At 70.0% G+C, this 21,315-nt stretch carries 23 protein-coding genes; 13 read left to right on the top strand and 10 right to left on the bottom strand.

Annotated features, from left to right (window positions below; translation table 11 throughout):
- Positions 1–123: 123 nt before the first annotated feature.
- The 8 genes from ACLJPY_RS29670 to ACLJPY_RS29635 form a co-directional block, all read right to left on the bottom strand.
- A complete protein-coding gene (locus tag ACLJPY_RS29670; RefSeq protein ID WP_410593368.1) occupies positions 124–2,313 on the bottom strand; it encodes a zonular occludens toxin domain-containing protein in 2,190 nt (729 codons plus the stop codon).
- Between the two features lie 13 nt (positions 2,314–2,326).
- Positions 2,327–3,427 carry a hypothetical protein gene (locus tag ACLJPY_RS29665; RefSeq protein ID WP_410593366.1) on the bottom strand — a complete coding sequence of 367 codons (1,101 nt, stop codon included), beginning with the start codon at positions 3,425–3,427 and terminating at the stop codon, positions 2,327–2,329.
- Complete coding sequence (locus ACLJPY_RS29660; RefSeq protein ID WP_410593365.1) at positions 3,424–3,717, bottom strand: hypothetical protein; 294 nt, start codon at positions 3,715–3,717, stop codon at positions 3,424–3,426. The genes ACLJPY_RS29665 and ACLJPY_RS29660 overlap by 4 nt, the downstream gene beginning before the upstream one ends.
- Positions 3,714–3,959, bottom strand: a complete 246-nt coding sequence (locus tag ACLJPY_RS29655; RefSeq protein WP_372671295.1) for a hypothetical protein — start codon at positions 3,957–3,959, stop codon at positions 3,714–3,716. The genes ACLJPY_RS29660 and ACLJPY_RS29655 overlap by 4 nt, the downstream gene beginning before the upstream one ends.
- 91 nt (positions 3,960–4,050) lie before the next feature.
- Positions 4,051–4,479 carry an RRQRL motif-containing zinc-binding protein gene (locus ACLJPY_RS29650; protein ID WP_410593364.1) on the bottom strand — a complete coding sequence of 143 codons (429 nt, stop codon included), beginning with the start codon at positions 4,477–4,479 and terminating at the stop codon, positions 4,051–4,053.
- Positions 4,476–4,739 carry a hypothetical protein gene (locus ACLJPY_RS29645; protein WP_410593363.1) on the bottom strand — a complete coding sequence of 88 codons (264 nt, stop codon included), beginning with the start codon at positions 4,737–4,739 and terminating at the stop codon, positions 4,476–4,478. The genes ACLJPY_RS29650 and ACLJPY_RS29645 overlap by 4 nt, the downstream gene beginning before the upstream one ends.
- Before the next feature lie 110 nt (positions 4,740–4,849).
- Positions 4,850–5,173 (bottom strand): hypothetical protein, encoded by a 324-nt coding sequence (locus ACLJPY_RS29640; protein ID WP_410593362.1) that lies wholly within the window; start codon positions 5,171–5,173, stop codon positions 4,850–4,852.
- Positions 5,174–5,214: 41 nt separating this feature from the next.
- Entirely contained in the window at positions 5,215–5,394 is a 180-nt protein-coding gene (locus ACLJPY_RS29635; protein ID WP_410593361.1) for a hypothetical protein, read from the bottom strand.
- 127 nt (positions 5,395–5,521) lie between these two features.
- On the opposite strand from ACLJPY_RS29635, the gene ACLJPY_RS29630 reads away from it, so the two are divergent.
- Positions 5,522–6,346, top strand: a complete 825-nt coding sequence (locus ACLJPY_RS29630; protein WP_410593359.1) for a GntR family transcriptional regulator — start codon at positions 5,522–5,524, stop codon at positions 6,344–6,346.
- Complete coding sequence (locus ACLJPY_RS29625; protein ID WP_410593357.1) at positions 6,343–7,191, top strand: glycosyltransferase family 2 protein; 849 nt, start codon at positions 6,343–6,345, stop codon at positions 7,189–7,191. Before ACLJPY_RS29630 ends, ACLJPY_RS29625 begins: the two co-directional genes overlap by 4 nt.
- A gap of 787 nt (positions 7,192–7,978) precedes the next feature.
- On the opposite strand, the gene ACLJPY_RS29620 is transcribed toward ACLJPY_RS29625, so the two are convergent.
- Entirely contained in the window at positions 7,979–8,434 is a 456-nt protein-coding gene (locus ACLJPY_RS29620) for a GreA/GreB family elongation factor (protein WP_410593355.1), read from the bottom strand.
- A 124-nt stretch (positions 8,435–8,558) separates the two neighbouring features.
- On the opposite strand from ACLJPY_RS29620, the gene ACLJPY_RS29615 reads away from it, so the two are divergent.
- From ACLJPY_RS29615 to ACLJPY_RS29585, 7 genes are all read left to right on the top strand, one after another.
- A complete protein-coding gene (locus ACLJPY_RS29615) occupies positions 8,559–9,146 on the top strand; it encodes a TetR/AcrR family transcriptional regulator (protein ID WP_410593353.1) in 588 nt (195 codons plus the stop codon).
- Between the two features lie 89 nt (positions 9,147–9,235).
- Positions 9,236–10,459, top strand: coding sequence for a M14 family metallopeptidase (locus tag ACLJPY_RS29610; protein ID WP_410593351.1), 1,224 nt, complete (start codon positions 9,236–9,238; stop codon positions 10,457–10,459).
- A gap of 85 nt (positions 10,460–10,544) precedes the next feature.
- On the top strand, positions 10,545–11,063 hold the full coding sequence (locus ACLJPY_RS29605) for a gamma carbonic anhydrase family protein (protein WP_410593349.1): 519 nt from the start codon (positions 10,545–10,547) through the stop codon (positions 11,061–11,063).
- 33 nt (positions 11,064–11,096) lie between these two features.
- The gene (gene rplK / locus ACLJPY_RS29600) at positions 11,097–11,522 is read left to right on the top strand and encodes a 50S ribosomal protein L11 (RefSeq protein ID WP_410593347.1); all 426 of its coding nucleotides are present in this window, start codon (positions 11,097–11,099) and stop codon (positions 11,520–11,522) included.
- Between the two features lies 1 nt (position 11,523).
- Positions 11,524–11,928: a hypothetical protein gene (locus tag ACLJPY_RS29595; RefSeq protein ID WP_410593345.1), complete on the top strand. Its 405-nt coding sequence runs from the start codon at positions 11,524–11,526 to the stop codon at positions 11,926–11,928.
- 112 nt (positions 11,929–12,040) lie between these two features.
- Positions 12,041–13,309 (top strand): serine hydroxymethyltransferase, encoded by a 1,269-nt coding sequence (glyA, locus tag ACLJPY_RS29590; RefSeq protein WP_410593343.1) that lies wholly within the window; start codon positions 12,041–12,043, stop codon positions 13,307–13,309.
- Positions 13,310–13,480: 171 nt separating this feature from the next.
- Entirely contained in the window at positions 13,481–15,133 is a 1,653-nt protein-coding gene (locus ACLJPY_RS29585) for an MDR family MFS transporter (protein WP_410593341.1), read from the top strand.
- A gap of 67 nt (positions 15,134–15,200) precedes the next feature.
- Here ACLJPY_RS29585 and ACLJPY_RS29580 read toward each other — a convergent pair whose 3' ends face one another.
- Positions 15,201–15,713, bottom strand: a complete 513-nt coding sequence (locus tag ACLJPY_RS29580; protein WP_410593340.1) for an inorganic diphosphatase — start codon at positions 15,711–15,713, stop codon at positions 15,201–15,203.
- A 171-nt stretch (positions 15,714–15,884) separates the two neighbouring features.
- Here ACLJPY_RS29580 and dacB point away from each other — a divergent pair, with 171 nt between their 5' ends.
- The 4 genes from dacB (at position 15,885) to hpt (ending at position 21,223) form a co-directional block, all read left to right on the top strand.
- A complete protein-coding gene (gene dacB, locus ACLJPY_RS29575) occupies positions 15,885–18,587 on the top strand; it encodes a D-alanyl-D-alanine carboxypeptidase/D-alanyl-D-alanine-endopeptidase (RefSeq protein WP_410593338.1) in 2,703 nt (900 codons plus the stop codon).
- A gap of 114 nt (positions 18,588–18,701) precedes the next feature.
- Complete coding sequence (locus ACLJPY_RS29570; RefSeq protein WP_410593548.1) at positions 18,702–19,712, top strand: zinc-dependent metalloprotease; 1,011 nt, start codon at positions 18,702–18,704, stop codon at positions 19,710–19,712.
- Complete coding sequence (tilS, locus tag ACLJPY_RS29565) at positions 19,709–20,668, top strand: tRNA lysidine(34) synthetase TilS (protein WP_410593336.1); 960 nt, start codon at positions 19,709–19,711, stop codon at positions 20,666–20,668. Before ACLJPY_RS29570 ends, tilS begins: the two co-directional genes overlap by 4 nt.
- A gap of 3 nt (positions 20,669–20,671) precedes the next feature.
- Complete coding sequence (hpt, locus tag ACLJPY_RS29560) at positions 20,672–21,223, top strand: hypoxanthine phosphoribosyltransferase (RefSeq protein WP_410593334.1); 552 nt, start codon at positions 20,672–20,674, stop codon at positions 21,221–21,223.
- The last annotated feature ends 92 nt before the right edge of the window (positions 21,224–21,315 follow it).

The raw sequence follows: 21,315 nt of genomic DNA, 5'->3' as shown, positions 1-21,315 counted from the left end.
CGTGATCAGGGAGTTTGCGGAGGTAGCTCCCTCGCCTCCCCGGTGAGGGTCGGTGCTGGTCAGGTGAGGGAGGCGAGTCCGGGGAGGCAGTGAGGGAGAACTCCCCGGATCTCGCGGCCTCCCTTACTCGGTTCCCTCGGTCTCGTCGAGGTCGAACTCGCCGTCTTCGTCACGCTCCGCGATAGCGTCGCGGACGCGGGCGGCGGAGACCTGCATGTGCCCGCCGGTCTTGTACGGCTTCGCCGACTCCGGCAACGCGTCGGCGAGGTCGGCGAAGGTCCACTCTTCGTAGGTGCCGCGGTCGCGTTCGATCAGGCCCTGCAACACCTTCTGCGTCCGCATCCGCGCTTCGGTGCCAAGCACGCCGGCGATGTTCGCGAGGTGATCGACCGGTCCGGCCGGGGCCGGCGCGTCCGGACCGGCCGGCAGCGCCGTCTGCTCGCGCAGCGCCATCGCGCGCTTGGTGACCTTGTGCGCGTCCTTGGGCGAGACGTAGAACGACCGGAGCAGGCCGGGCTTGGCGGTGAAGCCGCGCGCCATGCAGGTGCCGACGTCGCCGGGACCCTCGTCCGTCTTCGGCATGAGGCCCACCGCGGAGATGCCCGCCTTGTAGGACCCGGTCCCGAGAACCGCGTCATTGGCCATGTGGTCACCGATGGCGAAGCACGCCTTGTTGCTGGCCACCGACGTGATCTTGCGCGGGAGAGCGTCCTTCGACGGCTCCGGGGTGAGGAAGATCAGCGTGATGGCGTACTTGCGTGCGGTGCTCATCAGCTTCGAGGCGACCTCGATCGCCTTCGTGCCGTTCTTGCCCATGAAAAGGTTCTGGCACTCGTCGATGACCACGACGCGCGGGCGGAGTCGTCCGTCCTTTTCGGCCAGTGCCCGGGTCACCGCGCGGTCGGTGGCGTGCTCCTTGAGCGCCTTACCGCGCACGGAAAGGTCGTCGTACAGCTCGTAGAGCAGGTTCAGGCACGCATCGACGGTCTCGTCGCCGGCGCCGGTGGTGAGCGTCCGCAACCGCGGCTTCATCGGGTCGTAGTCGGTGTTCTCGGCCATGACCACGACGTCGATGTCCACCACCGGGTCCAGCATCGCGCCCAACACCAGGTTGATCGCCAAGGTGGACTTGCCCGAGCCCATCATGCCGCCCAGGGCGTAGTTCGCCTCGAACAGCCGGCCGCGCACCACGTCGCCCTTGAGCGTCACCCCGACCGGAACCCCGACGAAGTAGTCCGCGGTCGCGTTGTCCAGGTCAGCCAGCAGCGGCCACGGGTCGACCGGGCCGGACAGAGCACCGGGCTTGGCCACCCACAGGTCCAACACGGACGGTTGCGGTTCGGTCGGCCAGACCTCGCGCGGGTAGCGGACCAGGTTGTGGGCCAAGGTGGTCTTGCGCTTGACGATCTCTTCGACCGGGCACGCCGGCGGCAGCGCCACCTGCGCACGCCATCCCTTGCCGTCCTTGTGCGGCGGGTCGATGAACTTGATCCGCCACCCGTCCTTGACCGCGCGGTTGAAGCCCGGGATGTTCAGGTTCTTCAGCGCGTTCAGGATGGTGTTCTCGTCGGGAAGCTCGTCCATCGTGTCGCCGTCGACCGGCGGGGCGAGCCACGCGGGCACGTCGCCGTGGTCGCGACCCTGCCGGTAGAGGTAGCCGACACCCACGACGGTGCCGGCGACCAGCAGGAACACGCCCCAGGTGGTCAGGAACCACACCACGAACGCCACCGCGTCGAACACGAACGTGATGGGCGTAAGGATCTCGCCGATCTCGCCGTCGTTGATCGCCAGGATGATGCCCAAGACCAGCAGAAACCCTGTGACACCAACGGAACCGATGACCGCTGCCTTGATCCACTGGCCCGGGGCGCGGAGCCAGTCCATCGTGCGGTCGTGACGGCGCTGCTTCTCCGCGACGTCGCGGGCCTCCCATTCGAGGAGCTTGTCGTGGTCGCCGGCCGCTTCCGCGGCGCGCATCATCCGTTCGTAGCGGTTCGCGCCGTGGGCGTCGCGCCACCGGGTCACCACGACCTTGACCCCGGCCGCGGGGTAGGCAACGCCGTGCCGGAACGCGGTCTTGGTGCGCTCGTGCTTGACGACGTTGCGGGCGGTGCGGGCCACAGTCACCACGTCGTGGCCGTAGCCGCGGTAGCGGGCGATCGCCCGCGCCTTCTGCGACGTGAGTCGCACGTACTCCTCGTCGGTGACGATCTCGCCTTCGATCACCTCGCCGTGCTCCTGGTTGACCGGGAGGTGGTGGACGGTGGCCAGCTCGCCGGCGGCCGGGGTCTGCTCGGTGTTGTCGCTCATCGGGTCCTCCGGCTCACTTGCGGTTGGGGTTGGCGTGCTCGTCGCGCAGCTGGCGGGCGAACTTGGGCGCGCAGTGCAACGTCTTGCGGATCGACTCCGCCGACTTCGGGTTGATCGCCACGTCGGGGTTGTCGATCGCGGCGGTGAACGCGGCGCGCAGGTCCTCGATCGACCGGGTCTTCGGTGCGCGCGGCGGGCGGGGCTTGCGGGTCGATTTCGGCTGGTCGGCGGGCGGATCGAGGGTCAGCACCGGGGCGTCGACGATCGGGCCGTCATCGGCCCGCCGGGCCTGGTCCTGCTCGGCGAAGAACGCGGCGATCTCCTCGTCGAGCACGTCCGCGGCGTGGGTGTCCGGGTCGACCACGGCGGCGAGTCGACGGCCGTCGAGGGTGTAGCGGCCCGGGGTGAACACCAGCCGCGCCGCGCCGGTCGCGTCGATTTCGGCGACCGCCGTGCGGACCGCGGCGGCCCGGACCTTGGCGACCTTGCGCAGCGATTGGCGCTCGATCCGGGCGGCGGCCCGCTCCGCCGGCGACCGCGGCGGCGAGGCCACGGCGAGCTGGTGAGCGATGACGCCGGCGACGGACACGATGCCCATCACCACCGCGGCGTCCCAGCCGCGGCCCAGGCCGTGCACGACGTTCAGGCCGAACCCGACGCCGGCGAACAGCCACACCCCCAGCTGCAACGCCCACACCGGCCGCTCCGGGTAGCGGTGCCGGGTGACTTCCACCGCGAACGCGAACGCCCACATGCCCAGCTCCGACAGGGCCGGCAGCGCCGCACCGGTCACGTCCCCGTAGGTGGCCATCCCGTAGCCGGCCATCGCCGGGACCGCCATGCCCGCCGACACCAGCGCGAGCAGGTAGATCGGCAGCCGCACCCGGTTCGCCGACAGCCACTCCGTGAGCGCGTCCCACGCGGCCTTCCGCTTGGCCTGCCGGGACTTGCGGCGCTGGTCGGCGCGCTTGTCGGCGGCCGTGGCGTCGATGCGGCGCTGGTCGGCCGCCGCGCTCTGCATCCGCAGCTTGCGCTCCACTGCGGCGTCCGCGTTCTGCCGCTCGATCTCCGCCTCCGCCGCGCGGGTGGCGCGGCGCTCCTCTGCCCAGCTCATCGGGTGACCTCCCGGTTCTCATGGCTGGTCGTCTCGTCCTCGGTGGCGGCCGGGGTCGCCGGCAGCTGCTTGCGGTCGGTGCCGGCGCGCAGCCGGGCCTGCTCGCGGTGGTCGCGCACCTCGTGCACCGCCCACCCGGCCGCCACGACGGCCGACACCAGGGCGAACCACGGGGTGAACACCAGCGCCAGGACCAGCGGCCCGAGCACGCCGGCCAGCTCACCGAAGTGCCACACCGCCCACTCGATCGCCACCTGCAACCGGGTCCGCTGCTCACGCTGCACGTTCATCGGGGCACCTCCTGCCCGGTCGGGAAACCTGCGGGGAAGAACTGGTTGACCGGCCGCCGCGGCGGCCGCGACGCCTGCACCGCGGCGGCCCGGTCAAGCCGGACCAACACGCCGGAGAGGACCTGTTCGGCGATGACCAGCGGGATGCGCAGCAGGTGCAGGACCAGGAACAGGCACACCGTCCCGGCGAACCGCATCAGCGCAAGGGTTCCGTGGCGCTGCAACACCTCGAACGTGTTCACCGCGACGCCTCCTTCGCCTCGCGACGGGCCTTGTCGATGGCTTCCTGCGGGCGCTGCAGCTCCGCGTGCCACGCGCCGGAGTCGTTCTGGCTCACGCGGCCACCTCCACCCGGTCGGCCTGCTCACCCTCGAAGCAGGCCCAGCACTGCCGCGTGCTGGTCGGCACGCAGTACTCCTGCACCTGTCCGCAGTCCACGCAGGTGCGGCGGGCCTCCATCGCGTGGTCCAGCTGACCCGGCACCGGCGGGCGCTTGACCGCGGCCAGCTCCACCGAGAACAGCTCCGCCACGGTCTCCCGGGCGTAGGGCTTGACGTGGCGGAACACCAGCAGCGCCAACGGGTCCTGCCCGTTCGGCCGCAACCCGACCTCCCGCAGCTGCGAGCGGGTGAACAGGGTCGAGGGGGCCTCGCCCCACCCGAACACCGGCAGCCCGTCCCGCTCCCCGCGGCACAGGCACACGTGGTGCGTCCGGCCGTCGAACACCGTGATCACCGCCTGGCGACGGTTGCGCGGGTTCACCGAGCACCCCAAGCGATGCCGTCCAGCTCATCGATGGCCAGCAGCCGCAGCTGCGCGGAGACGTCGAGGTAGACGCGGGCGCGGTCCCGCTTGACCGCGGCCGGCACCGTGTCGTTGGCCAGCAGGAACGCGGCGTTGGACATCAGCGACATGCCGAGCTCATGCAGGCGACCGCAGAGCGCGCGGGAGATCAGGCGGTTCAGCTCGTCCGCGGTGTAGCTGAAAGCGACCTCGCGGACCGGGGCGGTGGTGTCTACCATCTGGGGTTCCTCCGTGCGGTTTCGTGACTGGGCGGTGGAACCCGGCGCGGTCGGCACGTTCTGCCAGGAAGGGGCCGCCGCGTCGGGGCTGATCAGCAGGCGGGCCGCCATCACGCGGCCTCGTCGTCCAGCAGCAGCGACAGCGCCGCAGCGCTCTTGCCCTGGCCCTGCACGCCGGCGATCAGGAAGTTCGACCGCAGCAGCTCGCGGCTGGCACGGCGACGCGCCCGGCTCACCCGGCGCTGGTCGTTGAAGTCGTGCCGGAATGCGCGCTCCGCGGCGTGCTCGTCGGCGGCCAGCTCGCCGTAGACGTTCTGAAGAAGCGCGTCGATGTCGGTCTCGGTCAGCCCGTCCGGGTAGACCGCCTCGCCGGCGAACTCGTCGGCGGCCGACACGGTGGCGTCGATGCGGCGGCGGTAGACGTTGGTGTCCATTGCGAAGTCCTCTCGAAGAAACGTGCTGGTCAGTGGGCGTGTCAGAGCGAGCTGAAGAACGTGGTCAGGCTGTGCACGACGTGCTTGACGTGGCCGGCCGCCTCCAGCGGCGAGGACACGACGAACACCAGCACCGTGACCACCGCGACCAGGCCGAAGAGCTTCCGACCGAACCCCGAACCGGTCTTCAGGACCGGGAAACCCTGCTGCTTGCGCGCCATCTCTACCTCCTCTAACCAGTTTGCAGGTTTGCCTGCAAACTTGCTGACGAGGAGGATACTAGCGCGCCGATCAAGGCGAGCGCAAGGGGGTTTGTGTGCAAACCTGCAAACGCCCTACGATGGCGTCATGGATACACAGCGGACGCCGGCGCGGCAGTCGATCTCGGTCCGGATCGCCGACGACCTGCGGATCAAGATCGAGCAGGGCGAGCTGCGGGCTGGGGACTCCTTGCCCACGCTCCACGAGATCACGCGCGACTACGACACCTCGATGGCGTCGGCTCGTGCAGCCGTCGCGCTGCTCAAGCAGCAGGGTTTGGTGGTCGGCGGGCGGGGCGTTGCTCCGCGGGTCCGCCCCAAGCCGCGGCGTATCGAGCGAAGTTCGGAGCGTCACCAGGCAGAGAAGGACCTCGTGCGTCAGCCTGAGGACGTGCGCCGCGGGCATGGTCTCGCCGAGGACGACATCGGTGACGCTCTCGACCAATTCAGCTTCGAGCCGAGATACTCGATCGTGCCGGCGGATATCGACCTCGCCGACGCCTTTCGAGTGCCCGAAGGGACAACGCTCCTCCGGCGGGAGTACGTTCATCGCGACAAGCGAACCGGGGCGTTGGATGCGAAATCAATTTCGTGGTTGCTAAACGACGTCGTCAGTGCAAATCCGAAGATTTCTGACTTGAAAGAAGCTGCCTGGCCGGGTGGCACCATGCATCAGCTCTACACGGTTGGCATCGAGGTAGATCACGTCATCGATTATGTGACAGCCGCAATGCCGACAACCGTCGAAATTGAGGAATGGAACCTTGTTGCTGGAACACCTCTGCTTTTGGTGCGTCGGGTGTCAATCGACACAAACGAGCGAGTTGTTGAGGTAAGCGACGCGCAATACCCGGCCGATCGAACCATGCTCACCTTTCACACGCCGCTCAAGCGATGGGAAGAAAGCGAATGACGAAGCGTCTCTCGATCATCACTGCTGCATATGCGCCGCTCTCCGAGTATTTCGACGCGACGGTGTCTAGCGTTCTCAGTCAGGAGGTGCCCGATGGATGGGAATTTGAATGGCTCATTCAGGAGGACGGCGAGACGCCTGGGCTTGCGAGCAAGGTGGAACACCTTCCGAATATCCGCTATGCGGCTAACAGGGCGCACACTGGTATTGCTGCGACTCGCAACCTTGCTCTGACGCGTGCCACTGGCGATATTGTGCAGGTTCTGGACCACGATGATGTGCTGTTGCCTGGGGCGTGGACCCGCATTCTTCCGCATTTCGATGAATACAACGTGCATTGGGCGGTTGGTCAGGCAGACGACCTGTTGCCGGATGGCACCCGACGCGGTTACGAGTCAGCGATCGACTTTGGCCGCGTTCCGGCAGGCCTGGTCAACACGTGGGCAATCGAGCAGGGGGGCAACTGGCCGATCCACTGTGCCGGACTGTTCCTGCGCACGGAGCTGGTGCGCGCACTTGGCGGGTGGGGTGGTGCGCCGGTAGACGACGACATCATCATGTTCGCGGGACTGTCTGAACTCGTCGACGGCTACAACGACAGCGCCGTGACGTGGCTCTATCGCGTCCACGAGCGGCAGACGTCAAAGAGCGCGACTTGGCGCGAGCGCAGCAGTGACGGACGGCGCATTGCCCTTCAGCGGATCGAGGCAGTTCGGGCAGTGGGGCTTGTTCCGACAGGTGACCTTTCGCAGCTTGAGTCCTCGAAGACGGTACACGTAGAGCCTGCCGCAAAGGACGCTATCGGCGGCGCGTGGTGGAAATCAGGGGCGGAGCGACGTGAGTAGCGAGCGTGGCGGTTCGTCGCGTACGGGCAGTCTCAGGCGGCGGAAAGCGCCTAATTCAGCCGCCTGAGAGGGCCGTACACAAGCGAACGCGAGTGCGCCGGTGTGGTTGGACCTGCGTGGTCGGTGCAGGCGCTCTCAGGCCCCGTTTTCAGAGGGGAGACTGTCGGCGACGACTCGGCCGCGTCGGGGAAACGTAGTCGAGTGACACTCGGGGGGTGTCGAGACTGTCACACCTGTCACTCTGTCACTCCACCCCCTCTGACCTGCGGGTTTAGGTGTGACAGGTGAGTGACACCTTCGGTGACAGCTTTTTTCCCACTCTACTACTATGTCTCTCTAGTCACTGAGCAGCGAAAAGAGGCTGAAACATCGCTAAGTGGAGGCGTGCTCCGCCTAACGATGTTCCAGCCTCTTTTAGTCGGTGGTGGGAGACTAAGTGGGTGACAATAGGGGTGACTAACCCCGGACATACACGGACGTTCGGGGACGGTAGATGTGCAGGTCAGAGCCTCGCGACCAAGGTCAAAAAGTGACGAATTCCGCTCGTAATGAATAGGTCAGGGGTTCGATTCCCCTAGGCGGCTCGACAAGTGGTTGGCCCCTGCCCCTCTAGGGCAGGGGCCTTCTCTTGTCTCGCGTGTCTTGCGGGGCTCCGCCCCGCGCCCCGCCCGGAGGGCTCCGCCCCCGGCCCCCCGTTGTGGTTGCGTTCGCTCGAACCCTTGCGATTCGTCCGGGCCGAGGCACACGTAGGGCCCCGCCCGGAGGCGGGGCCCTACGTGTGAGATTGCTACTTCGGCGGGGTCACCTTCACCACCGTGGCCTTGGCGTCGCCTCGGGGGGTTCGGTAGGTGATCTCGTCGCCCGCTGCCGCTCCCACCAGGGCCAGGCCCAGGGGGCTGTCCGAGGTGATCGCGTCCGCGTCTTCGCCCGGGACCGTCACCACCTGGAACGTCTCTTCGTCTCCGTCCGGGAAGCGCAACGACACCACCGTGCCGTCCGGGAGCTGGCTGTTGCCGTAGCCGCCGTGTTCCATCTTGGCCGCGAGGTCGGCGATCTGGCGGTCCAGGCGGGCCGCGGATTCCGCCCGGTCGATCACGTCCGCCTGGTCCGCCGCGTCCCCGGTGCGTTCCTGCTCGCCGGGTTGCGGCGCGAGGGCTTCCCGCTGCGCGCGCAAGTTCGCGATTTCCTTCTCCAGCTGGCTGCGCGCAGCCGGGCTGAGCCCCTTGTCCCCTGAGATCACCATGCCGGGCATTGTCCGCTGCGCGGAGCGGGGTGGCCAATCCGGTTTTTCACCCGAAAGCCACCGACAGGACGTCTGCCCTAGGGTTTGGGGTCGGGCGTCCAGGAAGAAGGTAACGAGAATCACCGTGAGCGCAGTCCCCGGCCGCAGCGAGCGGCTCTCGCCGAACCAGCTGGCCAAGCAGGAACAGATCGTCGAAGCCGCCCGGGTCGTCCTCGCCCGCGACGGCCTCGCCGGGTGCACCGTCCGGGCGATCGCCGACGCCGGCCCGCTCACCAAGAGCGCGATCCACTACTACTTCGCCGACATCGACGTCCTCATCGACCGGGCGATGGCCGCGCACATCACCGCCTTCGCCACGGGCCTGCGCGAGGTCGCCGCGAAGCACGACGAACCCCGCGAGCGGCTCTTCGCCGTCCTCGAGGAGTACCTGAGCGTCTTCGCCGCGAACCCGAACGCCGCCTTCCTCTGGTTCGAGTACTGGATCGCCGCCGGGCGGGCGCAGCACCCGCAGGCCATCGACGTCATGCTCACCTCGCTCACCGAGCTGCTGGCCGAGCTCCTCGCCCCGCTCGACGTCGACGACCCGCGGGCTCGGGCCCGGGCGCTGCTGTCGTACCTGCTGGGCACGGTCGTCCAGCAGCGGGTGCGCCCGCGGCCGTTCGCCACGCTGCGTGCCGACATCGAGGCGCTCTGCTTCGCGAACTACGGGTAGAAAACCGCCAATAGATCCGTACTGCTCCGGATTGCGCCCTCCGTCCGGCTCCCGCCAAGGTCGAGGAACCCCCGAGAGCAGGAGACGTGATGCGCACACGAACGTGCACGGCAGCGGCCGCGGCCGTCCTCTTGGTGCTCACCACCGGCGGCCAGGCCGGTGCCGCCCAGCCCGCCGGACCGCAGGTCTACGAGATCACCGGCACCGGCACGGCCCAGCAGCGCACCGAGGTCGCGGGAACCGGTGCCGACATCCTCGACAGCACGAACGGCACGACCACGGTCATCGCCACCCCCGGCGAAGCGGCCCAGCTGCGCGCGCACGGCTTCGGCGTCAAGGCGCTCGGGAAGGTCGACCGGTCGCCGGGCGCGGCGGCCGCCGCGGACTTCCCGGCCGGCTACACCGGCTACCACACCTACGCCGAGACGCAGACCGAGCTGCAGAAGACCGTCGCGAACTACCCGGCGCTCGCGAAGCTCGGCAGCGCCGGCACCTCGTACGAAGGCCGGGCGTTGTCACTGATCAAGATCAGCGACAACGTCGGTACCGACGAGAACGAGCCCGAGGTCCTGTTCACCTGCAACCAGCACGCGCGCGAGCACCTCACCACCGAGATGTGCCTCCACATCGTCCAGCGCCTGACCAGCGGGTACGCCACCGATCCCGCGATCAAGCGGCTCGTCGACAGCACCGAGATCTGGGTGATCCCCAGCGTCAACCCGGACGGCTCCGAGTACGACATCTCCGGCGGCACCTTCCACAGCTGGCGCAAGAACCGCCAGGGCCCCGGCACCGACACCAACCGCAACTGGGGCTACCAGTGGGGCTGCTGCGGCGGCTCGTCCGGCTCGACGTCGAGCGAGACCTACCGCGGCACGGCGGCGTTCTCCGCGCCGGAGACCCGGGCCGTCTCGAACTGGGTGAACTCGCGGGTGGTCGGCGGCGTCCAGCAGATCAAGACGCACATCGACTTCCACACCTACTCCGAGCTGGTGCTTTGGCCGTTCGGCTACACCTACGCCGACACCGCCCCCGGCATGACCGCGGCCGAGGCGCAGAAGTTCCAGACGCTCGGCAAGCAGATGGCCGCGACCAACGGCTACACGCCGGAGCAGTCCAGCGACCTCTACATCACCGACGGCAGCGTCAACGACTGGATGTGGGCGACGCACAAGATCTGGAGCTTCACCTTCGAGATGTACCCCAAGGGCAGCAGCCCCGGCTTCTACCCGCGTGACACGCAGATCGTCCCGCAGACCACGCGCAACGACCAGGCCGTGGACATCCTGATCAACGCCGCGATCACGGGCTGACCCCCAGCAGCTCCGGCGCGGCTCGCGAACGGCCCCCTTCCCCGCTCGGCCGGGGGAGGGGGCCTGCGCGGTTTAGGGTGCGGGCATGCCTCTGTTCTCGTTCGAAGGGCTCAGCCCGCAGGTCCACCCGGACGCCTGGATCGCGCCCACCGCCACCCTCATCGGCGACGTCGTCGTCGAGAAGGACGCCTCGGTCTGGTACGGCGCGGTGATCCGAGCCGACTTCGGCCGGATCGTCATCCGCGAGGGCGCCAACATCCAGGACAACTCGGTGATCCACGTCAACGACGGCGTCTGCGAGGTCGGCAAGAACGTCACCGTGGGCCACCAGTGCCTGGTGCACGACTGCACGATCGGGGAGCAGGCGCTGATCGGCAACGGCTCGACGGTGCTCGACAAGGCGAAGATCGGCGCGCGGGCGCTGGTCGCGGCCGGGGCCACCGTCACGCCGGCGACGGAGGTGCCGGAGGAGGTGATCGCGATGGGCAGCCCGGCGAAGAAGTTCGTCCCGCTGACCGACTCGGCCCGGATGTGGGTCGAGCACAACGCGGCGATCTACCAGGAGCTGGCCCGGCGGCACCGGGCAGGCACCAAACCGGTTTGACCCTCCAGTAACTGGAGACCCTAGCTTCGGGGCATGGCTCCGAAGAAGAAACTCACCCACCAGGTCACCCTGGAACTCACCGCGGGCAACGCCCCGGTCGTCGACCTCGGCAAGATGCTGGGCCAGACCGGGGTCAACCTCGTCGAGATCAAGAAGGCCTACGACGCGGCGACCGCGGCCCAGCGCGGCGACATCGTCCCGGTGGTCGTCTCGGTGTTCGAGGACCGCTCGTTCGCGCTGCGGCTCAAGACGCCCCCGACGTCGTTCCTCATCAAGAAGGCGTTGGGGGACAAGGGTTCCGCGCGGCCGGGGCACGAAGTCGCCGGGAAGCTGACCAAGGAACAGCTGCGCGAGATCGCCGAACGCAAGCTGCCGGACCTCAACACCGCCGACGTCGAAGCGGCGATGCGCACGATCGCGGGCACGGCCCGGTCCATGGGCGTCGTGGTCGTCGGCTGACGTGCGCAAGCACGCGGTCGTGCCGCCGTTCCACGCGCTGGACCCCGAGCTCGGGGTGGCGGAACGGTTGCTGCGCCAGGGAAACCGCCACCTGTGCGGGATCGTCGCGCAGCTGCCCGACGAACACGCGGCCGCGCGCCGCCTCAACGCCGTGCTGGCCGGGGCGGGAGCGCGGCCGCGGCTCGTCGACACCGGCGTGACGTGGCGGATCGTCTACGTGACGCCGCACGCGGAGACCGGCGAGCTGGCCGCGGGCGCGGCGGGCCTGGCGGAACTGGTGACCGTCGGCGGCTGGCGGCGCGTCAAGCGCTGCGCGACCTGCGCTCGTCCGTTCTGCGACCGGACCTCCGGCTGCACCCGCAAGTGGTGCCTCGAGCACCGTCGAGCTTCCAGCGCCGTGGACTAGGCTCTTACGCGCAGCAGCGACTGGCGCCATCGAGGTGGAGCACCACCGGGAAGCGACGACGAGGCCGGCACCGCGCGCCTGGGTGAAGGCCACTCCAGAGCCGGAGTACGCCATGACACACCAGCCGAAACTGAACGCGCTCGCCACCGCCGACCCCGCCATCGCCGGGCTCGTCGAGGACGAAGCCAAGCGCCAGCACGACAAGATCCGCCTGATCGCCTCGGAGAACTACGTCTCGCAGGCCGTGCTCGAAGCCACCGGCAGCGTGCTCACGAACAAGTACTCCGAGGGCTACGCGGGCAAGCGCTACTACGAGGGCCAGCAGTTCATCGACCAGGTCGAGCAGCTGGCGATCGAGCGGGCGAAGGCCGTGTTCGGCGCCGACCACGCGAACGTCCAGCCGTACTCCGGGTCTCCGGCGAACCTGGCCGTGTACCTCGCCTTCGCCCAGCCGGGCGACACCGTGCTCGGCATGGTGCTGCCGGACGGCGGCCACCTCACGCACGGCTGGAGCGTCTCCGCGACCGGCAAGTGGTTCAACCCGGTGCGCTACGGCGTCGCCAAGGAGACCGGCCGCGTCGACCTCGACCAGGTGCGCGACCTGGCCCGGCAGCACCGGCCGAAGCTGATCTTCGCCGGCGGCACGGCGATCCCGCGGATCATTGACTTCCCGGCGTTCGCCGAGATCGCCCGTGAGGTGGACGCGGTGCTCGTCGCCGACATCGCGCACATCGCCGGCCTGGTCGCCGGGGGCGCGCACCCGTCGCCGGTCGGGCACGCCCAGGTCATCACCACGACCACGCACAAGACCCTGCGCGGCCCGCGCGGCGCCATGATCCTGTCGGACGCCGACCACGCGAAGGCCGTCGACAAGGCCGTGTTCCCGGGGCTGCAGGGCGGCCCGCACAACCACACGACCGCGGCGATCGCCGTCGCGCTCGGGGAGGCGCAGCAGCCGTCGTTCAGCGACTACGCGCACAGGATCGTCGCCAACGCCCGCGCGCTGGCCGACGCGCTGCTGGCCTGCGGCTACGACCTCGTGTCCGGCGGCACCGACAACCACCTGCTGCTGATCGACCTGACGAACAAGGGGGTCGCGGGCAAGCCGGCCGCGCAGGCCCTCGACCGCGCGGGCATCGAGCTGAACTACAACACGGTGCCGTTCGACCCGCGCAAGCCGTTCGACCCGTCCGGCATCCGCCTGGGCACGTCCGCGATCACGACCCGCGGCCTGCGCCCGGAGCACCAGGTCGAGGTGGCGGCGTGGATCGACCGCACGATCACCGCGGCGGCCGCGGCCGACGAGTCCGCGCTGGACACGATCGCCGCGGAGATCCGCGAGTTCCTCGCGCCGTTCCCCATCCCGGGCTACTCCGCCTGATCCTGAACCCCGAGGGCGGCACTTTCACGTGGAAGTGCCGCCCTCGGTGTGTCCGAGACCGGGGTCACAGAATATTTGGTTGCACGATACAAGCGTCCCGCGGAATACTTGGGTCAAGCAAGTAGTTGAGAGGTACAAGCAACTACGCGGAGACTTCCGAGGGAGACCACCATGAGCGACACCACCACGGCGGAAGGAGCAGCCGCTACGAACGGCAAACTGACCCACCGCCAGATCCTGACCGTGCTGTCCGGGCTGATGCTCGGCATGTTCCTCGCCGCGCTCGACCAGACCATCGTGTCGAGCTCCATGCGCACCATCGCCGACGAGCTCCACGGCCTGTCCCTGCAGGCCTGGGCCACCACGGCGTACCTCATCACCGCCACGCTCTCGACGCCGCTGTACGGCAAGCTGTCCGACCTCTACGGCCGCAAACCCATGTACCTGACGGCGATCTCGCTGTTCCTGGTCGGTTCGCTGGCCAGCGGCATGGCGACGTCGATGTACGAGCTCGCCGCGTTCCGCGCCTTCCAGGGCCTCGGTGCCGGTGGCCTGATGTCACTGGCGCTGGCGATCATCACCGACATCACCGCGCCGCGGGAACGCAGCAGGTACCAGGGCTACTTCATGGCCGTGTTCGGCATCTCGAGCGTGGCCGGGCCCGTGGTCGGCGGGTTCTTCGCCGGCATCGACACCTTCGCCGGCATCACCGGCTGGCGCTGGGTCTTCCTGGTCAACGTCCCCATCGCGCTCGCCGCGCTGGCCGTCGTCTCCAAGGTGCTGAACCTCCCGCACACCCGCGTGGACCAGAAGGTCGACTACTGGGGTGCCGTGGCGCTGGCCGCCGGACTGGTGCCGCTGCTGATCGTCGCCGAGCAGGGCCGCGAGTGGGGCTGGGGCTCCGCCGCTTCGATCGCGATGTACGTCGTCGGCGCGCTGGGCGTCTCGGCCTTCGTCTGGATCGAGCGCCGGATGGGCGACGCCGCCCTGCTGCCGCTGCGCCTGTTCCGCCGTCCGGTGTTCCGGATGTCGACCATCGTCACGGTCGTGCAGGGCGCCGGGATGTTCGGCGCGATGATGTCGCTGCCGCTCTACCTGCAGATCGTCAAGGGTGCGACGCCGACCCAGGCCGGCCTGCAGATGCTCCCGCTGACGCTCGGCATCATGGTCGCCAGCCTGACCAGCGGCCGGATCATCGCGGCCACCGGCCGGTACAAGATGTTCGCGGTGGCCGGGATCGGCCTGATGGCGGCGGCGCTCTTCGCGTTGTCGACGATCACCGTCGACTCCTCGCTGGCCCTGGTCATGGTGATCGCCTTCGTGATCGGCCTCGGCCTCGGCGCCTCGATGCAGACGCTGGTGCTGGCCGCCACCAACGACGTCCGCCCGCAGGACATCGGCGTCGCCACCTCGGCGGCGACGTTCTTCCGGCAGATCGGCGGCACGGCGGGCACCGCGGTGTTCCTGTCCATCCTGTTCGGCACGGTCGGCGACCGGATCGCGAACGCCATCCGCTCGGCGATGACCCAGCCGGCCTACGTGACGGCGCTGGCGCAGCACCCGGAGTTCGCGAAGCAGATGCAGAGCGGCCTCGACGTCAACGACACGTCGTTCCTCTCGACGCTCGACCCGACGCTGGCCCGGCCGATCCTGCAGGGGTTCGCGGAGTCGATGAGCACGGTGTTCCTGGTCGGCGGGATCGTGCTGACCGTGGGCTTCGCGCTGGTGTGGTTCCTCAAGGAGAAGCCGCTGTCGGACAAGTCGGCGATGGAGCAGCGCGCCGAAGCCGAGGCGGACGCCCCGGCGCTCGCCCTGGCGCACTGATCGGGTGAAAAAAGGCCCCCTCGGGAGATCCCGAGGGGGCCTTCTCGTGAATGGACTCTGCGCGGGCTCAGTGGCCGCCGTTGGCTTCTTCCTTGGCCAGGCGGTCGGTCTCGCGCTCGTACGAGCGGGCGATCTCGGCCTCGGCCTCGGAGCGGCCGACCCAGGACGAGCCTTCGACGCTCTTGCCGGGCTCGAGGTCCTTGTAGACCTCGAAGAAGTGCTGGATCTCCAGCTTGTGGAACTCGTTCAGGTGGTGGATGTCCCGCAGGTGCTCGAGGCGCGGGTCGTTCGTCGGGACCGCGAGGACCTTGTCGTCCGGGCCCTTCTCGTCGGTCATCCGGAACATGCCGATCGCGCGGCAGCGGATCAGGCAGCCCGGGAACGTCGGCTCCTGCACGAGGACGAGCACGTCGAGCGGGTCGCCGTCCTGGCCGAGCGTGTCGTCGATGAACCCGTAGTCGGCCGGGTACTGCGTGGCCGTGAACAGGGTCCGGTCCAGCTTGATGCGGCCGGTCTTGTGGTCGACCTCGTACTTGTTGCGCTCCCCTTTGGGGATTTCGATCGTGACGTCGAACTCCACGCCGTCCTCGCTGCTTCTTTTAGATCGGGCCCCACACGTCGTGGGCGGCAACCTTCATGACTGTCTTGACGTCTCCTAGTGTGGACTACGCCCTGCCGGGGAGCCGCATCGATGTCGGCCACGCGGCATGTGAGCTTGGCCCCTCCCGGGGCAGGTGAGAAGGAGTGGTGGGTGCCGGAAAACGACCAGCCGATGTGGCCTTCGTCGGACGAAGACCGCTCGTCGTCCGGCGCGCGGGAGACCACTCCGATGGCGCTGCCGGACCCGCCGGCGGGCAGCGGCGGCAGCCCCGGCGTGCCCAAGGTCACAGGCAGTGAGGCGCCGAAGGGCTCGTGGTTCGCGCCGAACGTCCCGCCCGAGCCGATCCCCGGGCTGAACGCCCCGGCGGCGGAGCCGCCGCCTCCGCCGACGCCGGCCAAGCAGGACCTCGCCGACCGCCTCGGCAGCCGTCCGCCGAAGCAGCCGCCCGCCGCGAAGCAGGCGTCCGCTGAGCAGGCCCAGGAGGAGTCGTCGACGGCCAAGCCCGCCGACGAGAGCACCCAGTACATCCGGGTCGAGCGGTCCGAGCTCGAGCTCCCGGCGGCATCGGCCGGGGAGAGCGCTCAGAACGCCGAGTCGCCCGAGGCGAAGACCGCCACGGCCGGGTCGGCGCCCGGGTCGGCGGAAAGCACTCAGTACGTCGAGCAGGCCAAGCCCGCCGCCGCGGCCGCGGAGAGCACGCAGTACGCCAAGTCGCCTGAGGCGACGGCCGCCGCGGCTGGGTCGGCGGCGCAGAACGCTCAGTACGCCAAGTCGCCGGAATCCAAGGCCGCCACGGCCAAGTCGGCGGAAAGCACTCAGTACGCCAAGCCATCCGATCCGGAGACCGCCGCTGCCGGGTCGGCGGAGAGCACGCAGTACGTCGAACAGCCCAAGCCCGCCGCGGCGGCGTCGGCCGCGGAGAGCACGCAGTACATCGAGGTGACGCCGTCCGGGCCGGTGCCGGTGGTGCCGATCGAGCGCCACGTCCCGCCCCGGGAGGAGCCGAAGCCGGAGGAGCCGCAGCAGCAGTGGCGGGAAGAGCTGCAGCACTGGCGCGAGGAGCAGCAGCGCCGTGAGGAGCAGCTGAGCCGCGGCACCGCCCAGCGCCGCGAAGAAGCCCCGGCCGCCCCTTGGAGCCAGCGCATCGAGCTGCAGGAGGACCGCGCCGGTGACCGGCCTGCCGAACCGGGCGACCGCCGTCCGGTGCTGCCGCCGGAACCGCCGCGCGGGGTCGTGCCATCGGCCTCCGCCGGGACGCTCGCCCGGCCGCAGCGGATCGAACCGGACGGGCAGCGGTTCGACGCCGAGGCGACCGTCGGCATCGAACGCCCCAGCCAGTTCCCCGGCGTCTTCCAGCAGCAGCCGCAGCAGCGCACCGAGCCGCCGCGGACCGGCGAGCCGCCCGCCGAGCCGCCGTCGCCGTCCGCGGCCGACGCGCCGCCCGCCGGTGAGCCGCCGAAGAAGAAGCGGAAGGGCAAGCTGATCGCGCTCGTCGTGGTCGTCCTCCTGGTGCTGGCCGGCGCCGGGGTCGCCGCGGCGACGCCGAAGGTGGCGAACCGGCTGGCCCTGCCCTGGGCGCCGAACGCGCCCAAGGGAGAAGCGCCGTCGCCGTCCGCGGCCTCGCGTCAGCTGCAGGGGCCGGCCACCTCCGGTGCCACGCCGACCGCGAACGGCGTCAAGTCCGCACTGGCCGCGGCGGCCGGCAACGGCGCGCTCGGGCAGCTCACCGGCAGCGTGATCGACCCGGTGTCCGGGACGGTGCTGTGGGACCACGGCTCGGCCACCCCGGTCACCCCCGCGTCGACGACGAAGGTGCTCACGTCCGCGGCCGCGCTGCTCTCGCTGGACCACGACCTGCGCCTGTCGACCAAGATCGTGCAGGGCGCCGACCCGGGCACGGTGATCCTGGTCGGCGGCGGCGACACGACGCTCACCAGCCTGCCGCTGGGCACCGACTCCCCGCTGTACCCCGGGGGCGCGCACGTCGACGACCTCGTCGCGCAGGTCAAGAAGGCGGTGCCGGGCGTCAAGAAGGTGCAGGTCGACCTGACCCTGTTCAAGGGCCCGACGACCGCGCCGGGCTGGGAAGCGGGTGACGCGCCGTCGACGTACGCGACGCAGATGGCGCCCGTGATGGCCGACGGCGGCCGCATCAACCCCAAGGACAACAACTCGCAGCGCACGGCGAACGCGGGCAGCGCGCTGGCGTCGTCGATCGCCTCGAAGCTGGGGGTGTCGGCGGCCGGCCAGGCGACCGCGCCCAAGGACGCGAAGGTGGTCGCCGAGGTCAAGTCGGCTCCGCTGACCGAGCTGGTGTCCGACCTGATGGAGCTGTCCGACGACGTGCTCGCCGAGGCCGTCGCCCGGCAGGTCGCGCTCGCGAACGGCGAGGAAGCCAGCTACGCCGGCGGCACCAGGGCGACCATCAAGGTGCTGAAGGACCACGGCTTCGACGTCAGCGGGGTCACGCTGTCCGACGGCAGCGGCATCTCGTCGCAGAACCGCATCCCGGCCCGGCTGCTGACGCAGCTCCTGGCGGCCGCGGCCGCGCCGGACGGCAAGAACCCGAACACCGCGAAGCTGCGCCCGGTGCTGGCCGGCCTCCCGGTCGCCGGCGGCTCCGGCACCCTCGCCGACAAGCGGTTCGACACGACGGCGTCGCAGGCGGGCCGCGGCTGGGTGCGGGCCAAGACGGGCACGCTCACCGGCGTCAACACCCTCGCCGGGCTCGTCCTCGACCAGGACGGCCGGGTGCTGGTGTTCGCGTTCATGTCGAACGGCTCCGACACCGAACCCGGCCGCGACGCCATCGACGCCCTCGCGACGAGCCTCCGCAAGTGCGGCTGCGCCTGAGCGCCGGCGGCGCGCGGGACCGGCGGACGCCGAACCGTACGAAGATCGTGGCCGGAAACCCGCGCCGGGGCAGGTAGCGTCGGAAGGGTGAGTCAGGAAACGCAGACCCGGCCCATGGTCGACTGGGCGATCGCCGCGCAGACCGGCGCGTTGCTGGTGCGCGGCGGCCCGCAGGTGCCGCGGGAACGGGCCGAGGAAGCCGTCACCGACCTGCGCGAGCTGACCGCCGAGGCCGAGGGCCACGTGCGGCAGCTGACGAACCTGGGGCTCGACCTGCCGCTGCTGCCCGGTGAGGTCGTCGACCGGCCGGGCTGGGTCCGCTCGGCCGCGGCCGGGCTGGACGCGCTGACCGGGCGCGCGCTGCCGCAGCAGGGCGGCCCGCTCGGGCCGATCCTGGCCGGCGGCGCCGGCGTGCAGACCGGGCTGGTGCTGGCGTTCCTCGCCAGCCGCGTGCTCGGCCAGTACGACCCCTTCGGCGGTCCGGACAAGGAAGGCCGGCTGCTGCTGGTCGCGCCCAACGTCGTCGCCGCCGAGCAGGCGATGGACGTGCCCGGCCGTGACTTCCGGCTCTGGGTCTGCCTGCACGAGTGCACCCACCGGCTCCAGTTCACCGCGGTCCGGTGGCTGCGCGACTACTTCGCCGACGAGGTCGAGCGGCTGGTCTCCGGCCTCGCGGGCGGCGCGACCGACGGCCTGTCCGACCTGTTCGGCCGGCTCCCCGAGGCGATCAAGCAGGGCCCGAAGCTCAACCTGGCGGAACTGATCCAGTCGCCGAAGGAACGCGCGGTGTTCGACCGCCTGCTGGCGCTTTCGACGCTCCTGGAGGGGCACGCCGACTACGTGATGGACGCCGTCGGGCCGCAGGTCGTGCCGAGCGTCGACACGATCCGCTCGCGGTTCACCGCCCGGCGCAAGGGTGGCGGCGTCTTCGACCGGCTGCTGCGTGCGCTGCTCGGCGTCGACGCGAAGATCCGCCAGTACGAAGAAGGCGCGAAGTTCACCAAGCACGTCGTGGACGCCGTGGGCATGGACGGCTTCAACGCCGTCTGGCGGTCGCCGAACACCCTGCCCTCGCGGGCCGAGATCGCCGACCCGGCGGCGTGGGTCCGGCGCCTGCACGGATGACCGGGCCGGCGGTCGCGGCCGTGCGGCGGGCCGTCCGCGCCTTCCTGGAGAGCGTCGACGTCCCACCCGAACTGTGCGTCGCGGTGTCCGGCGGTGCCGACTCCCTCGCGCTGGCCGAGGCGGCCGCGCACGTCGGGCACCACCGCGGGCACGCCGTCCGCGCGCTGGTCGTCGACCACGGCCTGCAGGAGGGCTCGGCGAAGGTCGCGGCCGACGCGGCGGCCGCGGCGAAGGCACTGGGCGTCGACGAAACCGAGGTGCGCCGGGTCGAGGTGACCGGGCCCGGCGGCCCGGAAGCCTCCGCGCGCAAGGCCCGCTACCGGGCGCTGGCCGGTCACGACCTCGTCCTGCTCGGCCACACCCTCGACGACCAGGCCGAGACGGTCCTGCTCGGGCTCGGCCGCGGGTCCGGCCCGCGCAGCGTCGCCGGCATGCGGCCGCACGACCCGCCGTGGGGACGGCCGCTGCTCGCCGTCGGCCGGGCCACCACCCGGGCCGCGTGCGCCGAGCTCGGCGTCGAGCCGTGGGACGACCCGCACAACGCCGAGCCGCGCTTCACCCGCGTCCGGCTGCGCACCGAAGTCCTGCCGCTGCTGGAAGACGTCCTCAACGGCGGAGTCGCCGCCGCGCTCGCCCGGACGGCGGCGCAACTGCGTGAAGACAATGAGGCGCTGGACACATCGGCGGACCTGATCTTCACCCGCGCGGGCGGCCCCGATGGGCTCGATGCAGGGGCGCTCGCGGCGGAGCCCGCGGCCATCCGGCGCCGGGTTCTCCGCAGGTGGCTGCTGCAATCGGGTGTGCGCGAGCTCACCGACGCGCACCTGCGCGCGGTCGACGCGCTGGTCGCCCGGTGGCGTGGTCAGGGCGGCGTGTGGCTGCCGGGCAACTTGGAGGCGCGCCGGTGCCGTGGCAGGCTCTCCCTCACCTCCCAACCCACCACCCGAGGAGAATGACCCGTGTACGAGGGCGAAATCGCCTCCGTGCTCGTCACCGAGCAGCAGATCAAGGACAAGATCGCGGAGCTGTCGGAGCAGATCGCCGCCGACTATCCGGCCACCGGGCAGGGCGAACTCCTGCTGGTGGGCGTCCTGAAGGGTGCGGTCATGTTCATGACCGACTTCGCCCGTGCGCTGCCGCTGCCGACGCAGCTGGAATTCATGGCCGTGTCCTCGTACGGCTCGGCGACTTCGTCGTCGGGTGTCGTGCGGATCCTCAAGGACCTCGACCGGGACATCGCGGGGCGCGACGTCCTGATCGTCGAGGACATCGTCGACTCCGGCCTGACGCTGTCGTGGCTGCTGAAGAACCTCGCCAGCCGCAACCCCGCGTCGCTCGAGGTCGTTTCGCTGCTGCGCAAGCCGGAAGCGGTGAAGGTGGACGTGCCGGTGAAGTACATCGGCTTCGACATCCCCAACGAGTTCGTGGTCGGCTACGGCCTCGACTACGCCGAGCGCTACCGGGACCTGCCCTACATCGGCACGCTGGACCCGAAGGTCTACTCGGCGTAGTCCGGCGGCGGAGTTCACCGACCGTTCACCGCAACTACCGGATTCGCGGAACCCCGGGCACGAAGTTTGCGTCATAGGCTCTGATCACGTGC

Source organism: Amycolatopsis sp. lyj-23, from assembly GCF_046549135.1.
GTDB lineage: Bacteria > Actinomycetota > Actinomycetes > Mycobacteriales > Pseudonocardiaceae > Amycolatopsis.
The sequence above is the reverse complement of the archived record's forward strand: the minus strand, read 5'-3'. Positions and strand labels throughout refer to the sequence as shown.

What these genes read in the sequence shown, in the direction of transcription:
- ACLJPY_RS29670 (WP_410593368.1), bottom strand. Translation starts at nt 2,313, where the DNA reads ATGAGCGACAACACCGAGCAGACCCCGGCCGCCGGCGAGCTGGCCACC.
- ACLJPY_RS29665 (WP_410593366.1), bottom strand. Translation starts at nt 3,427, where the DNA reads ATGAGCTGGGCAGAGGAGCGCCGCGCCACCCGCGCGGCGGAGGCGGAG.
- ACLJPY_RS29660 (WP_410593365.1), bottom strand. Translation starts at nt 3,717, where the DNA reads ATGAACGTGCAGCGTGAGCAGCGGACCCGGTTGCAGGTGGCGATCGAG.
- ACLJPY_RS29645 (WP_410593363.1), bottom strand. Translation starts at nt 4,739, where the DNA reads ATGGTAGACACCACCGCCCCGGTCCGCGAGGTCGCTTTCAGCTACACC.
- ACLJPY_RS29640 (WP_410593362.1), bottom strand. Translation starts at nt 5,173, where the DNA reads ATGGACACCAACGTCTACCGCCGCCGCATCGACGCCACCGTGTCGGCC.
- ACLJPY_RS29635 (WP_410593361.1), bottom strand. Translation starts at nt 5,394, where the DNA reads ATGGCGCGCAAGCAGCAGGGTTTCCCGGTCCTGAAGACCGGTTCGGGG.
- ACLJPY_RS29630 (WP_410593359.1), top strand. Translation starts at nt 5,522, where the DNA reads ATGGATACACAGCGGACGCCGGCGCGGCAGTCGATCTCGGTCCGGATC.
- ACLJPY_RS29625 (WP_410593357.1), top strand. Translation starts at nt 6,343, where the DNA reads ATGACGAAGCGTCTCTCGATCATCACTGCTGCATATGCGCCGCTCTCC.
- ACLJPY_RS29620 (WP_410593355.1), bottom strand. Translation starts at nt 8,434, where the DNA reads ATGGTGATCTCAGGGGACAAGGGGCTCAGCCCGGCTGCGCGCAGCCAG.
- ACLJPY_RS29610 (WP_410593351.1), top strand. Translation starts at nt 9,236, where the DNA reads ATGCGCACACGAACGTGCACGGCAGCGGCCGCGGCCGTCCTCTTGGTG.
- ACLJPY_RS29605 (WP_410593349.1), top strand. Translation starts at nt 10,545, where the DNA reads ATGCCTCTGTTCTCGTTCGAAGGGCTCAGCCCGCAGGTCCACCCGGAC.
- rplK (WP_410593347.1), top strand. Translation starts at nt 11,097, where the DNA reads ATGGCTCCGAAGAAGAAACTCACCCACCAGGTCACCCTGGAACTCACC.
- glyA (WP_410593343.1), top strand. Translation starts at nt 12,041, where the DNA reads ATGACACACCAGCCGAAACTGAACGCGCTCGCCACCGCCGACCCCGCC.
- ACLJPY_RS29585 (WP_410593341.1), top strand. Translation starts at nt 13,481, where the DNA reads ATGAGCGACACCACCACGGCGGAAGGAGCAGCCGCTACGAACGGCAAA.
- ACLJPY_RS29570 (WP_410593548.1), top strand. Translation starts at nt 18,702, where the DNA reads ATGGTCGACTGGGCGATCGCCGCGCAGACCGGCGCGTTGCTGGTGCGC.
- tilS (WP_410593336.1), top strand. Translation starts at nt 19,709, where the DNA reads ATGACCGGGCCGGCGGTCGCGGCCGTGCGGCGGGCCGTCCGCGCCTTC.